Source organism: Henriciella sp., assembly GCF_029936995.1.
Lineage (GTDB): Bacteria > Pseudomonadota > Alphaproteobacteria > Caulobacterales > Hyphomonadaceae > Henriciella.
Genome location: NZ_JAPYRE010000004.1, coordinates 17872 through 35065, shown reverse-complemented (window position 1 = coordinate 35065; position 17194 = coordinate 17872). Strand labels below are relative to the sequence as shown.

General features: G+C 57.8%; 6 protein-coding genes. 3 read left to right on the top strand and 3 right to left on the bottom strand.

From position 1 onward, the window contains the following. Nucleotides 1–74: 74 nt before the first annotated feature. From Q1K31_RS09730 to Q1K31_RS09720, 3 genes are all read right to left on the bottom strand, one after another. Nucleotides 75–4997, bottom strand: a complete 4923-nt coding sequence (locus Q1K31_RS09730; RefSeq protein ID WP_300379058.1) for a VWA domain-containing protein — start codon at nt 4995–4997, stop codon at nt 75–77. Continuing rightward, nucleotides 4994–7246: a transglutaminase family protein gene (locus tag Q1K31_RS09725; RefSeq protein ID WP_300379057.1), complete on the bottom strand. Its 2253-nt coding sequence runs from the start codon at nt 7244–7246 to the stop codon at nt 4994–4996. Before Q1K31_RS09725 ends, Q1K31_RS09730 begins: the two co-directional genes overlap by 4 nt. Before the next feature lie 187 nt (nt 7247–7433). Beyond that, entirely contained in the window at nt 7434–8072 is a 639-nt protein-coding gene (locus Q1K31_RS09720; RefSeq protein ID WP_300379056.1) for a response regulator transcription factor, read from the bottom strand. 353 nt (nt 8073–8425) lie between these two features. Here Q1K31_RS09720 and Q1K31_RS09715 point away from each other — a divergent pair, with 353 nt between their 5' ends. From Q1K31_RS09715 to Q1K31_RS09705, 3 genes are all read left to right on the top strand, one after another. Further along, nucleotides 8426–9658 carry a hypothetical protein gene (locus Q1K31_RS09715; protein WP_300379055.1) on the top strand — a complete coding sequence of 411 codons (1233 nt, stop codon included), beginning with the start codon at nt 8426–8428 and terminating at the stop codon, nt 9656–9658. Nucleotides 9659–9826: 168 nt separating this feature from the next. Next, nucleotides 9827–14851: a hypothetical protein gene (locus Q1K31_RS09710; protein WP_300379054.1), complete on the top strand. Its 5025-nt coding sequence runs from the start codon at nt 9827–9829 to the stop codon at nt 14849–14851. Next, nucleotides 14838–17129, top strand: a complete 2292-nt coding sequence (locus tag Q1K31_RS09705; protein WP_300379053.1) for a CshA/CshB family fibrillar adhesin-related protein — start codon at nt 14838–14840, stop codon at nt 17127–17129. Before Q1K31_RS09710 ends, Q1K31_RS09705 begins: the two co-directional genes overlap by 14 nt. Nucleotides 17130–17194: the final 65 nt, after the last annotated feature.

Sequence of the window (17194 nt, the reverse complement as noted above, 5' to 3'; positions counted from 1 at the left end):
AGGACGCTAGACTGGCAGAACCGTCATCGCAAGGTCGGCTCGGTAGACCATTGCGCGAAAACCCACTCCAGGGCTCAAGGGGCAATACCCAGAGAAGCTGTCTCTCCTGGCTTTATGGTCACATTTTTCGTGGTGTCGCTCCCCGAAAAACTCACTTCATACTGCCCGGGGGCAAGAGCGATCGGCCCGCCATCCGAAGCACCATTGGCGACAAGTTCCTTTCCCCGGAAGACCTCGAACCGGACCTGCCTGGCCGCATTAAGGCCACTGGACAGATCGGAAGCGGTCGCTGCATCAACGAACAGTCCCCCGCCGGCCTCAGCCCATTCACGAAACGGCCCCCGGTCGATATCCGGCTCGAGCGCAAAAGCGATAATGTCGATACGCGACTGCCCACTCTGTTCCCGCAAAGCCTCTACCGATGCCAGCGGGTCACCACCACAGGTCTCTTCGCCATCTGTCACAAGCAGGATGGATTTTGCACCATCAAGCGCGGCGAGGTCTTCAGCTGCCTGGTCAATCGCTGCGCCAATCGCGGTCTTCGCATTGTTCTGGGGGCGCACCTCTTGCACGCTTTCGATGATTGTCTCCACCTCGACAGGGCCAACCGGTTGCGACAGTTCAGTTTCGCAAGATCCGGGCGGCCCGCCAAATGTACGAAGGCCAACGCGTACCTGCCTGGAGTCATCCGCCAGATCGCTGAGAAAATCGCTTAAAGCCGCCTTCGCGATATCTATACGGCGTCCGCCCTCCATTCGCTTGAGCATGCTGCCTGATGCATCGAGAATGACCAGCATTCCGGCATCATCAGCCTGTCTCCTACCGGCTGCATCGTCGGATGTGACAGCAAGGAAGCCTGGCTCTTCAGGACGATAGTCAGCCTTCGCTCGCAGGAAATACTCCTTTGGTCCCAGGATGCGTGCAGAAGCACGTGCATATCCGATAGAGACGTCTTCGGCCCACAAGACAGGATTGACCTCTCCCCCTGTCTGCCCCGCCCACGCAGCAGCGATAGGCTGCGAGTTTGCCGGGTCCTGAAACGTGACACCACCCGACGAGATTTTCAGGACAAACACCCGTGCTTGGGCGGCATCCAGCGCAAGCGGAAGCTCCGGCACAATACCTGTCTCGGCATCACTGATTACCACTATGGCACGAGAGCCTTCCTGCTCCCGCAACTCTCTCGCCGCATCCCGCAGCGATGCTTCCGCGGAGCTCTGGTCCCCGCCGCCATAGGTCGACAGGGCCAGGCGAAGGCTCTCGGGATCCGTATACCATCCTTCCTGGCCCCAGTCGCCGCCGAAGGATTTGAATTTCACGGCATCCCGGCCCTCAACCATCGAATCTGCGAAATCGACAATTCCGCGCCGGATCATGGGTATGTAGCTGCTTACAGACGGGCTTTGATCAAACAGGAACGTCGTCGAACGTTGCTCTTCGGAGACTTTAAGTTCAATTACACCGCCGGGCACCGTCATGAATGTATAACGTGTTTCATCGGAATGGGCGGGACGCTCGACCTCTACTGGCTCAATAATAGCCCCTTCGTCATCAGTTGCCTCTATAGCTGGTGAGAACCCTGGTTCGCCGCGCGTCGACAGCTGCAGGATGTTCTGCCCCTCGGGTAGCTCAACCCTCCAGGTTTCCTCGCGCTGTTCAAACTCGACCAGCCCACGGTGCGCCTTCCCGTTAACTGACAGCACATGCTCCGTCTCGCCTGCTTTCAGTGGGGCATCAAACACTGTTGAGAGATCAATGCGCTCCGAAGCGTATGGCCCCCAGAGCCCGAGGATGGAGCGATACCCGTCGGTCTCCGGCCGCTCCAGTATGCGGATCTGGCGTGGGGCATAGACATAGGCTGCATCCGGAAGCCGGTAATCGACCTTTACGGCTTTGGCACTTTCATATTCAGGAAGGTCGAAACGCACGATCTGGTTTGGTTCAGGGCTCTCAGGCAGGTCAAACCGGGCAATCTCTTCCCAGGGCCCGGCAGGCCCGCGCTGGGATGCAAAGACAAATGCGTCGGAGGCAAATGGGTAATCATCTGGAATCTCCTTGGGATAGAGTAGTTCCAGTGCACTCACATCCGCGCTCATCTGGGACTTGAAGGTCACGGCAAGCCCGAAGTCGCTTACTTCCCCCTCGCCCGGCATGCGCAGGGGTTTCTCCCAGAACGGGTCGATCTGTGTTGTGCCGGACGCCTGAATATTCTGCCAGCCACGCACCAGCGCCCAAAGCCGTTTGTCGGCAATGTTCAAATCAGAAAGCCCCGTCGCACCGGGCTCGGCAATCACTTCAAATCCGCTGATTTCAACGACGCCATCTGCACCCGGGCGTCGGTCAAGGGCACGCAACCGTACATGCGTCGCAGGTTCAGGCCCGTTCGACAGCTCATAATACCGGGTTTCACCCCAGGCCTCATGCTGGGCCTGAAGGACTTCTCGCCACTCTTTCCCGTCAATGGAAACATCGATCGCAAATGATCTGAGCGCGGTGTTCGCCGTCATACGTGTATCAATGCCAATTCCAGCCACCGGGATCGGGTTTTCACCTGGAAGATCGAGCACCGGCGCAATGATGTCCTCGACACCCCGTGTGAGCCGCGCAGCGTGGCTTTCAGCTCCCTGCCCCTGTTCCAGAAAACCGTCTATGATCCGGGGAAAATTGCGCGCCCCCGCACTGTTATCCGCCTCATAGTCTTCAGTTTCGGGGTCGACGTCTGCGCCCGGCACCGAAACCCACTGCGCACCGATCGCCGAAAGCGCCACATTGATCCCGCCAATCATTGACGGAGGCGCCGGCAGAGCCGCATGGCGACCATGTGGAGCCACTTCCGCGCTCGTCTCGATGTTGACCCTGACCGTCCCCAGCGTGCGGCCTTGTCCGTCGATGGCGGCAACAAATCCTGTAAGCGGCCCGGCATGGAGATCAGCGGGCGCGTCTATATGCATGGATATGGTCTTGCTCTTACCCGGCCGAATACCGAATAGCGGCGCTTCGACCTTCGTGCCTTCACGCACAAACCATCCATCAAGACGGCCTGTAAGCGGTTCCGGTGACGTATTTTCCACGGTGATCTCAGCCGCCACTTTCTGCCGGTAAACAGAGAATGCCTGCAGGACAGGAAGCTCGCTTAATGCAAGACCAACATCATCGGGCGCGGCCTCACTCGGAACAAACGGGTTGGCATAATCGACCTGGAACTCGTACTCGGCCGGGCTGGGCTCTCTCGGCTCCAGGGAGAATATATGCTCGCCTGCCGGAAATATAACGCGTTTGCGCCAACCGCCAGATTCGACGTCAACTCCATCGAGATCAGGCGAGGACAGGTTAGACCTCTTGTAGCTCTGTACTCTGGTGGTGCCGCCGGCTGGCACATCAAGGCTGACACTAAGGGGCGTCTCCCGGCTCAGAAACAGACTGAACTGGTCTTCATCACCCTTGTCCAGCGTTCCAATGATTGCCTTTCCAGGTGTCAGGCGTCTTGGCAGCGCAGAATTCGGTTCACGCTCTGAGGTCACCAATGGAGGGCCAAGCGATTTGACAATCAGCTTGTAGTCACCGGTCTTGCCTTCAAGGCGTATATAAGCTGGCCCGGGATCCAGGTAGAAATCTGACGTGGTCATACGTTTGCCGGGCCGCGTGCGCCGTTTTTCCGCGACCGGACCGCTTTTGCTGTACAGGTTGAGGCGGTCGACCGCCTCACCCAGGACGACGATCCTCCACATCTGCGCTTCAAGCCCCGCATCGAAACCTATGACGTCTACATCGCCGTCATTGGATAGCGTGCCTGAGAACACGCCCGCTCCGCTTTTGGGCTCATGGAAATCAGGAGACGAATTTGGCTCCAGATTACTTATCGCTGCATCGAACTCGGCAGGCGCAAGACTGATCTCATAAACCCCCGCCTGCGGTCGCTGGTTCTCAACTGACAGCCGGGCGGTTTTCGCAAAGGGGCCAATGTCGATAACGTTTCCCCGGTAGCATTCACTCGACCGTTCTTCTGTGACACAGACTTCCATGTTTACCGAGCTTCGTATCCGCGCATTGAACGCTCCACCTTCGGCTGAATCCGAAATCAGGAAGTGATCAATGTCCCCGGTATCGAGAGGGGCTCGTACACTCTCCGTTAGGTCAACCCGGCTCGGCGTGGTCTTGTCATGCGCATCGTCCGGTTCGGTCGCCGACCACGTATCCGTTGACGGTTCAGTCAGCAGCCGCCACCCTGAATTTCCTGCCTTGGCGCCCGATGTCTCTACGCATATCCGGGCATCTTCATGTCGAAGGCCGCGGACCTTCAGTTCGTGCTGGCCCCGGCGTTGCACCAACCGTCTCCCCCGGTCGTCATAGATTGTTAGCTCACCTCCCGTCTTCGGAGGACGAAGCAAGGTTAAATCCACCACCTTCCCTGCCAGGGCCGTAGGTCTGACGCAGCTGGTCGCGCCAGCATTAAGCGCGGCGACATCATTACCGGTCTCTCGGGCTTCTGAGGCACGTGACGGCAAGCTGTCGGGGGTTTCCAGAGCCTCGACGGCCTCGATCTTCAAATTCACTTCAACGGGCGTCATGACGGCGACACCGAGATAGACAAGCCCCGGTTCGAATAGCGTTGTACGTAGTTCCGCCTTATCGGTATCAAGAGACGTGGTCGCCGTGGTCAAAAGAACTTCCCGCGCCGTCGCCTGGTTCCTGTCATTGAGCTCGAGCGACATCGCCTCCAGTACGATACTGGTTTGTTCAGGGGACGATGCAGTTATACGATAGGCTGTTAGCGGATCATCTACCTCAAAGCTGAAGATCATACTGCCTTCAGCCGGGAACGTTGTTGCCGCTACACCGTCCTCGAATACCAGGGAACGACTTTCAATGGGGGGGACCTCGGAAGCGCCCCGAAGTTTGGAAAAATCAAGGTCCGTCTGGGCCAATGCGCCCGCCCAGACCGCGACGAGAAGACCGAGCACAATTCCCGCTGAAACCAGCCGCACCATCGAAATCATTTGAAGGCTGCCCGGCACGCCGAGTCGATCCCCATACCCGAGATCTGGTCGAAGACATACATGTGCCCTTCGAATGTGAGCGTCGACATGATCCACCCGACGCCCGACACGAGATGATCATCAATATAGTTGCCGACCCCTTGGCCTGCCGCATTTCCGAGGCCAAACATCACCGAATTCGCACCCAAGCAGCAGAGGTACATCTTGTCATTTTCGGGGAACGTGTCCTCACACCCCTGATAGGAGGCAATCGTACTGTACCAGCCATAGGCGGCCGCCGTCATACTGATGAGATGTTCGACAGCACTCTGACCGCCGTGCACTCCCATGCCAAGGCTTTGCCCCGTGACCGGGTCGACCCGCCACCAATGTGATGCGTCACCGGCATCTGCGATGACGATCCAGCCAGACTGCGCTTGATCGGCCAGCATCCTCTCACGGACGGTGGCCTCGAGACCTGCCTGCTCAGCAAAGCTGCTGACGGCCTCTTTACTGGTCAGCACAGCCTCCATTTCCCGGTTGAACCACGGCGTTTTATCAGCCTCGCCAATGATAACGCCTTCAAGCATTGTTTCCCGCACGCCCTGGCGCAACGCGGCAAGCGGATCGAGACCTGCTCCATCCTCTGCCAGGCTGAGCACAGGATTGTGAAGGACGTCGATCAAAACCGTAGAAAATCCATCACCGGGGACCCCGGGACGTATCCTGCGCATCGTGACCAGAGGGCCGGTGCGAAATGTTCGGCTCTCTTGCAGGTCTGGCTCGAGCGCGCCCCCGCGCAATACCATGCCGGGCCAGCCAGCATGTTGCGGATCCCCCATACGCGAGGCAAGTTCGCGGGCATCAACCTCGTCACGGCGAATAACAACATCTGCAAGGACGCCCGTCACACGTAGACGTCCTGGTTGAGCGCTCAATACGGCGTACATTTCCCGCGCACCGTTTTCGCGCCCAATCCCGATGTCGATAACGCCATCGACAGGAACCCGGCTGGCAAACATGTCGCGGTTCACACCACGCACATCGACAATCCGCCGTTCCTCACGCGTGCGCCCCCCACCCGGAGCAATATGCGTAACCGTTAGTATGACACCCAGAAGTTTGGGCGAATCTCCCCCGCCAACAGCCCCTGTCCCCAGGGCCAGTTTGCCTGCCACTTCGGCAAAAACACCCGGCCCCGCCAGGGCATCATCGGCTGACGCGGACAGGCCAAGCGCATTGAAGACCTGCGCGCCCGGAGCCGTCTCACCAAACAGGACCGGAACGAAGAAATCAGGCACCTCACCTGTCATCACAGGCTCGCTCGGGGCTATCCCGATCGGGACCTGAGCCGAAGCAAGATTGGCAGCAGGTCGCTCATATGGGGTCATCACCGAAACCCGTTCCGGTCTGCCATCACTACCTGTGCGCTCGATCTCCAGCTTTAGCTCAACCCGGTGAAGACGCTCATCGGGCACACTACTGTCCAGATACTCCTGGGGCTTAACCTCAGGGTCGGCTTTGCCACCAAAGGCTGGGTGCAGCTCTGTCCATGGATCAGCTGGTGTGTCCCTGTAGCGAACCCAGACATACTCACCTGCCAGACGCTCTCGCAACGACTTGAAATGGCTCTCTCCATTTCCTCCGAACGCAAGGTTTTCACTTTGAGCCGTCTCCACGATGGCATCAGCGAGGGCAGCGGCACTTACACTGACATCTACCGCTTCAGGCGATGGCTCGGATGCTGTTACACGGGCTTCCTCTATTGCTGCTGGAGGTAAGACCCCATCAAACGCAGCGAGCACGCTCTCTGCTTCAAGAGGGGCCGGAAAAGGCTTATGTCCAACCCCAGAAAGAGCCAGGAGACGATCGGCATCATCTGATGTAAGTTCACCACGAACGAGCATCGCTTCCCCGCCCATCCCATTGATGAGCGAAGCCGCAAGGACGGCCTGATCCCAGCTTGATCCACCGCCAGTCGCGATCACCCCTTCTGGCCCGCGCAGCACACCCTCATACGGCTCATAGGCAATCTCATCGCGAACGTAGTTTGCAGCCGCGGTCACGTCGTAATCCAGAGACTCGATAAGCCCTTCTTCGGAATAGAGCGGCTCCGGAATGTCTGCTGCCAGCGTCTGAAAGATATCACCAGTGCGTACGATGCTGTCCGGAAGCGGGGCCGCTGCAGCGGCGGGCGCAATACAGGCGACCAGGAAAGCGATCAGACCTCCGCGCCGGCGGCCCATATCCCTATCAAATTGAGCAAACATCCACGCCCCTCCCCCGTCTGGCATGGTGTAGTCGTTATCACGCAAGCAAGGACATGAGCATAGGGCATCCGGCCTATGCCAACGCCCGTAAGGACAAATTCAGCCTAATACAGGCCCGGATCATACAAGTTTGCTGGTGCCGTCTTCACGCCGGGGCGATCAAAAGCGACATGCATTATTATGCCTGTTAATCAGTCGCTATCAGTTCCCGGGCCATCAGAATTGCCTGTGACCGGTTATTGACGCCCAACTTTCGGAAGATGGCAGACAAGTGGCTTTTCACTGTCGCTTCTGCCAGGTCGAGATCGTGTGCTATCTGTTTGTTGAGCCGCCCATCCGCCAAGGCGACCAGGATCCTCAGCTGCGCGGGAGAAAGCCCCGCAGTGACTTGTGAAGACCTGTCTGTACGGTCGCTCCTGCCTGTCGCGGGAAAGACATGCTCGCCCAGTAACACCCGCTCCAATTGAGCAATGAGCTGCTCGAGGGGTTGTGACTTGCCAATGAAGCCATCAGCGCCACAGGCCATGGCGGTACGTATGACCGCATCTTCTTCGCGGCCGGACACCATGATCAGCTTGGCCAGGGGGAGTTCGGCGCGAAAAGTCGACAGCGCACGCAAGCCGAGAACATCGGGTAACATGAGGTCCAGCAAAACGAGATCTATATTAGGCTGGCGCTCAAGTATCCGCTGTGCCTGACCAAAGCTTGCCGCATGCAAGACTTCGCAGTCAGGGTCAATTCTTGCAACGCCGATTGCCAATGCCTCCCCAAAAAGAGGGTGATCGTCAACGACGAGACAAATCCCGATTTCCACCTTAGGCGGCATATAAACTGACCCGTTCTAACCTGAGCGAAAATATCTATGACCTTAACTAACACAGGCTTTACATACTCACCACACGCGACCACCGGCAGCCTAAACGCCAAAAACCTTCAATTTCGGCATCATACTTTTGGTTTAAACCCTCTCATACTAAGGGATGACAATATTAGTCATATAATGACGATATATATTGTTTTCATGATGAAAAATTATGTATCAAACGCTCGATAATTAATATTTGAAAATTATTACTTCAAATCGAACCATTGCGAATAAGGACTCATAAATAATAAAAAACAATCTTTCACGCCTGAAATCCATGGCGAAGGAAAGACAGAATGTATCCGCCCAGACATATGAAAACTACTGCAGGCATTATTGGTCTGATTGCATTCAGCGCAAATGCTGCACATGCCAATGAGACGAGTGCGGGCACGACCGTCGAGAACACCTTCACGCTCGAATATGAGATTGGCGGCGTTGCACAGGGGACCATTACCAATGATCCCGACTACACGGGCGACCCGGCTGACCCACAACCTGTGATCAATCCAGGTGGCCCAACAGGCTTCACTGTGGACCGCCTTGTCGACCTCAGCATCACAGCGGACAATTCCGGTCTTCAGGTCCCTCCAAACTCACAGGACCGCACGCTACAGTTCACTGTCACCAATCTTGGCAATGACCACTTGTCCTATTCATTCAGTCTGGCCGATGTGGCCGGCGATGACTTTGACGCGACCGGTCTCGAGCTCACCTACTCCCGCGATGCTCACGATCTGAATGATGATGGTGATACTGATGATGCCTGCGAAGCAGCGATCGTAAATGCCTCTCTTTCTTTCACTCCTCTCGGTGCAGCTGCAGGTGATGCCAGCTATACATGCGACATACCCAAGGACTTGCCTTTCACGGTCCATGTTTCGGCTGACATTCCAGACTCCGTCTCCGATACCGATACAGACGAATTTGTTGTAATTGTCGAAGCACGCAATCCGCTCGCCTGGGCGCACGAGGCTTCCGCGCCGACGCCGGGCGCGGTCGTTGAGGCGGACGTCGATGGCAGCAACACAATAGGTGGAAGCGCAGAGAACTTCCTTGCTGATGGTTCCGGATCGACTGAAGAAACCAGCGCTGATGGTCTGCTATCGGTCTCAGCGAGCTTCACCGTCTCGTCTGCAGAACTTACAGCCCTGAAAACGGTTTGGGTCCTCGATTCCGTATCGGACCGCACAAGCTGTAACAGCGAAGCAATTCCCGCATCAGAGCCGACCAGCAACTATCCCGCACCAGGCGCCTGCGTCCTTTATTCGATCCAGGTCCTCAATTCCGGGGAAACGGCCGGCGTGAATGCGGACGGCATCGACATTGTCGACCCGCTTCCAGATGGCGTCGCCTTTGTTTCGGCTTCTGCTTCCGGCTTCACAAGCTCGGGCACCCTCACCAGCAAGAAAGCCGATAGCACAACAGACTGTGATGGCTCCGACGGCGAGACCTGCACAGTGAAGCTGACTGGAGCCTCCCTGCAATCTGTCGCAGGCTCGACAAAGGCCGAGGCCAACCTCTTTATCAAGGCTCTCGTGAGATAGTTATCCACCCACCCCCCACTTGGTGGATGACCGGGCTACTGCGCCTGTCCCCCCCCCTTAAGGCGCAGTAGCCCCATTCTTAGTCCCCGTCCTGCAAGACCCGCACACCGCCGGTAACGGGACAGATCGGTCCAGAATTTTCGCTGAATGGCAGGCAGATTTTCCGACATGACCTTTCTGCGCTCCCTTCTCCGGACTTTGTGCCTGGCTGGTCTTATAGCCACCTCGTCATCTGGCGCTGCCGCCCAGGCATCATCGCTAGGCCGGGAGGTCACCAACACCGCACACATCAGTTATGAACATGAAAGTGGAACGTTCCGGCAAACAACCAACCCGGCAAGCTTTGTCGTCGAGGCCCGGCGCAGTCCCTCACAGGTCAGTTTTTTCCGGCTGGCAACCGGTCTTCCGGGAGCAACGGCGCTCAGGATAAACACCCCTGAATACTCTCCCAGCGGCAGCAGGGATGCTGCTGCCTTCATCCCCCTGTCGTCCACAACCCGCTTCCGGACACCTGCACCTGTCAACGGCGACATGGTTGAGCTCATGGAATCCCGGACCTTCTTCCGCGATGACCTTGTATTCCTGCGTGTCATTGACCCGGGGCACAATAGCGATCCGACGAGAGTGGAATCGATCATTGTGCGCGTACACTCAGGGGGTGATGACGAGATCATACTGCGCCTGCATGAGGACGAAGCCGACAGCGGGGCATTCTACGGCTATGTCATGCTTACTGCAGAAGCGACACCTGCCCACGACAACCTCCTGACAACTCGCAGGAAATCGAAAATTCATGCAGAGTATGAAGATGCCTTTGACAGGGAGGAAAAGTCTGTCGAGTCCGCCCTTGTTGACCCTTACGGACGCGTATTCGATTCCACGACAGGCACACTCCTCGACGACGTTGAAGTAACGCTCATTCGCGAAGATACGGGTGAGCCCGCTGAAGTCTTCGGACTGGACGGCGTTTCTCCATATCCTTCCTCCCTCACGACAGGCTCAACTGTCAGCGACCAGTCGGGCCGGGTTTATACACTCGAACACGGCGAATTCCTCTTCCCGCTCGTCGCGCCCGGCCCATACCGCCTCGAAATCACTTCGACGGAACGCCACGCCTTCCCGTCAAGCCTCCAGAAGGGCGACTTTAACAAGCTTGAGAACGGCCCCTTTGAGATCATTCCCGAATCGTTCGGCCTCCCATTTGAAGTCCTTGCTTCCGGCCCACTCAATCTTGATGTGCCCATGGATTCGAATGCGTCTCTTATCGTTTCTGTACAGACACCCGCGACCAGCGCCGCCCATGGAGACTTCGTTGCTTACAATGCCACTGTCGAGAACCGGCATGCTTCGCAGGTTTCTCCAATGGTTGTGGATGATCTTCCAGGCGGCTTTCGCTATGTGCCGGGCTCGACCACCCTGAATGGTACGCCAGTTGCTGATCCCGAGATCAGCAGCGATGGCCAAAGACTTATCTTTGATATCGGGAATATCCCTGCCGGTGACAGTGCTCAGTTGGGATATCTGACATCGGTGAACACCAATGCCGCGAAAGGCTGGGCCGTGAACACGGCATGGGCGGCGAACGAAAGCCTGGCCCTTCTTTCCAATAAGGCTGAAACCCGCCTCCGGCTGCGCGACGACCTGTTTACGTCAGAGATGATCGTGATGGGGCGGGTCTCTGATCGCTGCGTCCGGCAGGCTGAACAGCCAGATCCGGTCAGTGGCGCGGCAGGCATCGAAGGCGTTCGCCTGTATCTGGAAACCGGCCGTTACGCCATTTCCGACATCAATGGCCTGTACCGCTTCGAAGGTCTGGAGCCCGGCACCCACGTTGTCCAGCTTGACATGGAAACCCTGCCGGAAGGCTATGAAGCGGTTGCCTGCGAAACAAACACACGACTTGCCGGAAGCGCCATATCGCAGTTTGTCGAAGGTGAAGGCGGCTCCGTCTGGCAAGCAAACTTCTATTTGCGCAACACAGGCACATCATCTGCGAAAACCTCAGAAGAGGTATTCAGCGACGTGACGGAATACCTAGCCTATGATCAGGCATGGCTGGATACGCAGGCAGCGCACGCGGAGTGGGTCTACCCAGCCGCTTCACGTACAGCTTCGAGCAAGAGCGTTAATATCGGTCTGAAACTCCCCAGGGGCGCACAGCCTCAGCTTCGTCTCAATGGCAGGCCTGTGCCGGTCGGCAATCGCCAGCAATCCCTGACATCTGCGAATGGCGAGGCCCTGCTGCATCGATGGCGCGGTATCGACATTCAGGAAGGAGAAAATCAGTTCGAGGTTCTATTCACCGATGGAACAGGCCGGCCCACGCGCCTGGAAAGAGCGATATGGTTCGTTGACGAGATCGAGCAGTCAAAGCTTGTCGCCGACCAGTCCACCCTCGCCGCGGACGGTCGCACACCGCCTGTCATAGCACTGCGCATTGAGAATGCCGCAGGAAAAGCCGTCCATGCCGGCCGTCTGGTAGATGTCAGTGTAAATTCCCCGTACCGCCTGCATAGCGATGACATGCTGCTCGAAATGTCACCCGTTATTGGTGGCCTCGAGGCGCTGCGGGATGTTTCCGTCGATCATGATGGTATCGCACGCGTAATCCTCGCGCCTACGCTACAGACAGGACATGTGCGCGTGCGTGTCTCCCTGGCTGACGGGCAGCATGAAGACATTGATGTCTATCTGCGTCCGGAAGCCCGTGACTGGGTGATGGTCGGGCTTGGCGAGGCCGGCCTTGAGCTGGACAACGCACAAAGCCTGCTCGCCCCCAAAAACAAGGACGCTCGACTTGCCTTCTTCGCAAAGGGGCTCGTTCGTGGAGACTGGCTGTTGACGGCAGCGCTGGATACACGAAAGCGACGCGGTGCACGCGACGATGAACTGTTCGATATCATCGACCCGAACGCTTATTACACGCTCTATGGTGATCGCTCCCACACCGGCCAGGAAGCCGCCAGCAACTATCCATTTTACGTAAAGCTGGAGAAAGCTGCACTTCAGTTTCTGCTGGGCGATTTCAACACCGACCTGGCCGACACCGAACTTGCCCGATACAGCAGGAAGCTGACCGGCGCACGGCTTGTTCATGAGGGCGAAACCTTCTCAGCCAGCGGCTTCGCCGCTGAAACGAACCAGCGGTTCGCCCGGGATGAGATTGCAGCTGATGGTACGTCCGGGCCCTACCGGCTCAAGACAACGCCCATAGCCAGGTTCACGGAAACCATTCGCGTTGAAACGCGCGACCGTGTTCGCCCGGACCGCGTCCTGTCGACCGAAGCGCTTCAACGGTTTGTCGACTATGACCTCGACTACGAAACGGGCGAACTGATTTTCAGGCAGCCCGTCGACCCGGTCGACACCGCCTTCAACGAGCGCGTCATCGTCGCCGAGTATGAGACATTTTCTAACGCCCGACGCGCCCTTTCCTATGGCGGACGGCTCGCTGCGCGGATGCTCGAAAACCGCCTCGAAGCAGGCTTCACTCACATTCATGAAGCTGATCCGGACGCACAGGCAGGGAACGCTACCGAGCTGTCCGCCGTCGACGTGACTGCGCACCTGAACGACAACACGAAAGTCCGGGTGGAAGCTGCACAGACGCGCCGGGATGCAGAAAGCACGCCAGAGATGTCCGGCACCGCTCACGCATATCTGGTCGAGGTCCTTCATCAGAGCGAAATGCTGCAGCTTAACGCTTATGTCCGTGAAGAGGATTCTGGTTATGGTCTTGGCCAGACGGCCCAGAACACACGCGCCATTCGCCGGACCGGGGCAGCCACCACCATACGGGTCGACCAGACTGTCACTGAAAAGGGTCTGGCCAGTAAGTCAGTCGCGCTGGAAGCCTATCGGGAAGAAGCACTCGACACCGACCACACCCGCACAGTTGCCGAAGGCAGTATCATCCATAACGGGCCCGCTCTCGATGCCAGTCTCGGCCTGCGCACTGTCGCCGAAGACCTTTCCGGTCAATCGACGGAAGCCGTGCTGGCTACAGGCAGTCTTGTTAAACGCTTCAGCGATATCGGGCTTACCGCAACAGTCAGCCACGAGCAGCCACTCAGTGGCGGCCGCACCACCCTTTTTCCGCAACGTACACTTCTCGGGCTCGACAAGACCATCAACAAATACGCCCAGCTGAACCTGCGTCATGAGATCACCGACGGGGAAGACATCTCCGCAGCCAGTTCAACCGTCGGCGTCACGCTTCGTCCGTGGTCGGGCAACACGATGCGCGCTGATCTTGGCGGTTTCACACAGGATAGCGCAAGGCAGCTCACGACCACGATGGGGGTCGACCAGACCCTGAAACTTACAGAAGCCTGGAGCGCGAGCATCGGCTTTGCCAATCGTTCGCTCCTTGACGAAAGTCACCAAGCAGGAGGCTCAGATGCTTTCCCCCCGGATTCGCCGCTTATCCCGCGCCCGCGCAATCGCCTGTCCGGCAGCGAAGCGTTCCAGTCCGGCTATCTGGGAATTGGTCATCGCTCAGCCAGAATGGCAACTTCGGTTCGCGCCGAATACAAGGATACCAGCATCTCGACACGTAAAACACTGGTTCTTGGAAGCGCGCGCGAATTGACCGAGGCCCTGTCATTCGCAGGTGGCGCAAGGTGGCAGGATGAGTCGGGCGCGAACGGCCAGACCGAATCCCAGGACGCACGCCTAGGTCTCGCCTGGCGCCCGCGCAACGGAAAGTCCGTCCTGCTCAACCGGTTCGACTTTATACGCCATGCAAGATCGCGAGCTGACAGGTCCGCCAAATTTGTCAGCAACACAAACTGGAACAGCCGCATCACCCGCAAGCTGGAAACGAGCCTCTTTCATGGCTTGAAATTTACAGAAGCCACACATGCTGGCAGGACTTATTCGGGATGGAGCCACCTTCTCGGCGGGGAGGTTCGTCACGACCTTACACCGAAGCTTGATATCGGCGTCCGTGGGAGCATCATGTCGGCCTCTGCCACACGGACATACTCATACTCCATCGGCCCGGTTATCGGCTTCTCGCCCAGAAAGAACCTCTGGGTGAGTGCGGGTTATAATTTCTCCGGTTTCGAGGATGATGATTTCGAAGAAGCATCATACAGCAAGAATGGTCTTACTCTCCGGCTGAGATTCAAATTCGATCAGACAGACCTTGATGGTTTGCTGGACTGGGTGTCCCCACATGAAAAGATCTAGCACAGCCATCTCTCGCGCAGGCCGTGGCCTCACCTCATGGGCAGTCGCGCTTGCCATGTACGTGGCAGCATCTGCCCAGATTCTGCCGACCCAGGACTTCGGCGATGCGCCATCCTCCTATGGCACGCTCGCCGCAGACAATGGCCCTTCCCATACCGTGTCAGCGCTGATGTTCATGGGGGTTCTGCCAACTGCGGAACGGGACGCCGACAACTCTTCCGGTATAGCAGCAGACGATCTTGATGACGGTGTTGTCCTGCCGAGTTTCTACTGGAACAAGACCGCAACAATCCCCGTGGCCGTATTTGGTAGCGGGAAGCTCCAGGCATGGATCGACTGGAATGGCGATGGAGATTTCCTGGACGCAGGTGAGCAGGTCGCAACCAATGCAACAGACGGTGGGCCATCCGATGCAGACGGCCTGATCAACGGTTTCATTGCTCTGGCCGTGCCTGTGCCGGCTAACACAACCACCCAAAGGACATTCGCACGGTTTCGCTGGTCAAGCGAAGCTGATCTCGGTCCTGTTGGCCCCGCCCCGGATGGAGAAGTCGAAGACTACGCCTTCTTCATCATCGCCCCTGAAGATCATGTCTGCGAGACAGGGTCCTCCCTGACAGGCTCCGGCTACGCCTCAGGCGGCTCGGGGAAATACCGCGACGAGATCTGGTGGCTCGACTGGTCCTGTGGAGGGGAAACCTTCAATCCTGGTGACTCCGTCACCAAAAGCTGGACCCTGCCTGGCGGTATCGTCGTGACGGCCCGCATCACGGGCATCACTGAACCTCTCCGTCCATACGTTACCGGTACGGGAGCAACCGACGCTCTCGACAACCTCTATTCAGGGGTTAACCCTGTCGGGCTCTCCAATGCACACCTTTCTCTGGCACCGGATTTCCGGATCGAGTGGTCGGCCACCGCAAGTGGAGAAGCCTTCCCGGTCGATCTGGTGCTCGCCGATGCCCAGAACACGGAACTCGTCGACCTCACGACAATCGTCAGTGACGGCAGTGACTGGCTGCCGATCGAGGCGACAGGCATACTCGCGGCCGCCTTTCCGGATATCCTTGCAAACACGGTCATTATGGGAGACCTGTCCCCTCTTCTTGGCGGCGGCACCATGCTTGCACTTTCAGAAGGCGTCTCCGTTACCAATGTCAACGTGACCGCTGACGGTTATTCCTCGATTGCATTCGGACTTTTCCTGCCCATCGATACTGGTGACGCCCCCTCAAGCTATGGGGCAGCCGGACATTCAACGCGTTATGAGCCGGACGCCTTTCCCATCCTCCCCGAAATTCTCGGCACTGGCGTCCTGAGGCTGACTGACTTTCTCACGGTTGCGGAGATGGAACCTGCCAGTTCACTCCGGCTCGGCAATGTCCCGCCCGATGGCGATGGCAGCTTGCAGGCCGACGCTGATGCCCTCACCGATGATCAGACCGGCCGCGATGATGAAGACGGCATCACCCTGCCAATCATGGTCCCCGCAAGTACGGCGCTCATCCCCGTTGAAGTGGCCGGAGATGGCGGATTGCTACAAGCCTGGATCGACTGGAACGGTGATGGCGACTTCCTTGATGCCGGCGAACAGATCGCCGTAGACGCCGCAGACGGCATCACCGATGTCACTGGACGAACTGACGATCAGGATACCACCGAAGGCAGGATCAGTATTTCGGTCTCCGTTCCAGCCGGACTGACTGTGGGAGAAAAGCGCACAGCCCGGTTCCGCTGGTCGAGTGTCGAAGGTCTGGACGCCGTCTCGCCCGCCCCTGACGGAGAAGCCGAAGATTACACTTTCCTGCTGGCATCCGGCACAGCCGAGCTGACGGCCGAAAAATCGGTCCAGCTTTTCGATGGCACGACGTCAACCAGCCCCTACACACTCCCGGGCGAAGACGTCATCTACAATATCCGCATACGAAATGTCGGTGAGCTACCCGCAGATAATGACAGCGTGCTGCTCATCGACATGCTGCCCCACGAAATCACTTTCTGGAATGGTGATGTCGACGATGGCCGGGCCGACATCCTGCCCGGCACAACGCCGGTTGCCTTCGTGGACGCGGGATCCGGGCTCTCGTTCGAGTACAGCCGCGATGTCGGTTTTTCGGATTCAGATAGCCGGCCAGAAAACTTCTCCGGCTGCAACTATACGCCTCAAGCTGGTTACGACCCGGCAGTGAAGTTTATCTGCTTCAACCCCAAAGGCATCATGCAGACGGGGTCGCCGATACCGGAATTCACCCTGTCGTTCCGGGGGCGCATCCGGTGATGGTCCAGCCTGCCCGCAGGCGGGCAATACGAAAGTATGAGACGGTACAGGAAATTCAAACTGTC

Coding starts and splice junctions, on each gene's coding strand:
- Q1K31_RS09730 (WP_300379058.1), bottom strand. CDS start 4,997: ATGATTTCGATGGTGCGGCTGGTTTCAGCGGGAATTGTGCTCGGTCTT.
- Q1K31_RS09725 (WP_300379057.1), bottom strand. CDS start 7,246: ATGTTTGCTCAATTTGATAGGGATATGGGCCGCCGGCGCGGAGGTCTG.
- Q1K31_RS09720 (WP_300379056.1), bottom strand. CDS start 8,072: ATGCCGCCTAAGGTGGAAATCGGGATTTGTCTCGTCGTTGACGATCAC.
- Q1K31_RS09715 (WP_300379055.1), top strand. CDS start 8,426: ATGAAAACTACTGCAGGCATTATTGGTCTGATTGCATTCAGCGCAAAT.
- Q1K31_RS09710 (WP_300379054.1), top strand. CDS start 9,827: ATGACCTTTCTGCGCTCCCTTCTCCGGACTTTGTGCCTGGCTGGTCTT.
- Q1K31_RS09705 (WP_300379053.1), top strand. CDS start 14,838: ATGAAAAGATCTAGCACAGCCATCTCTCGCGCAGGCCGTGGCCTCACC.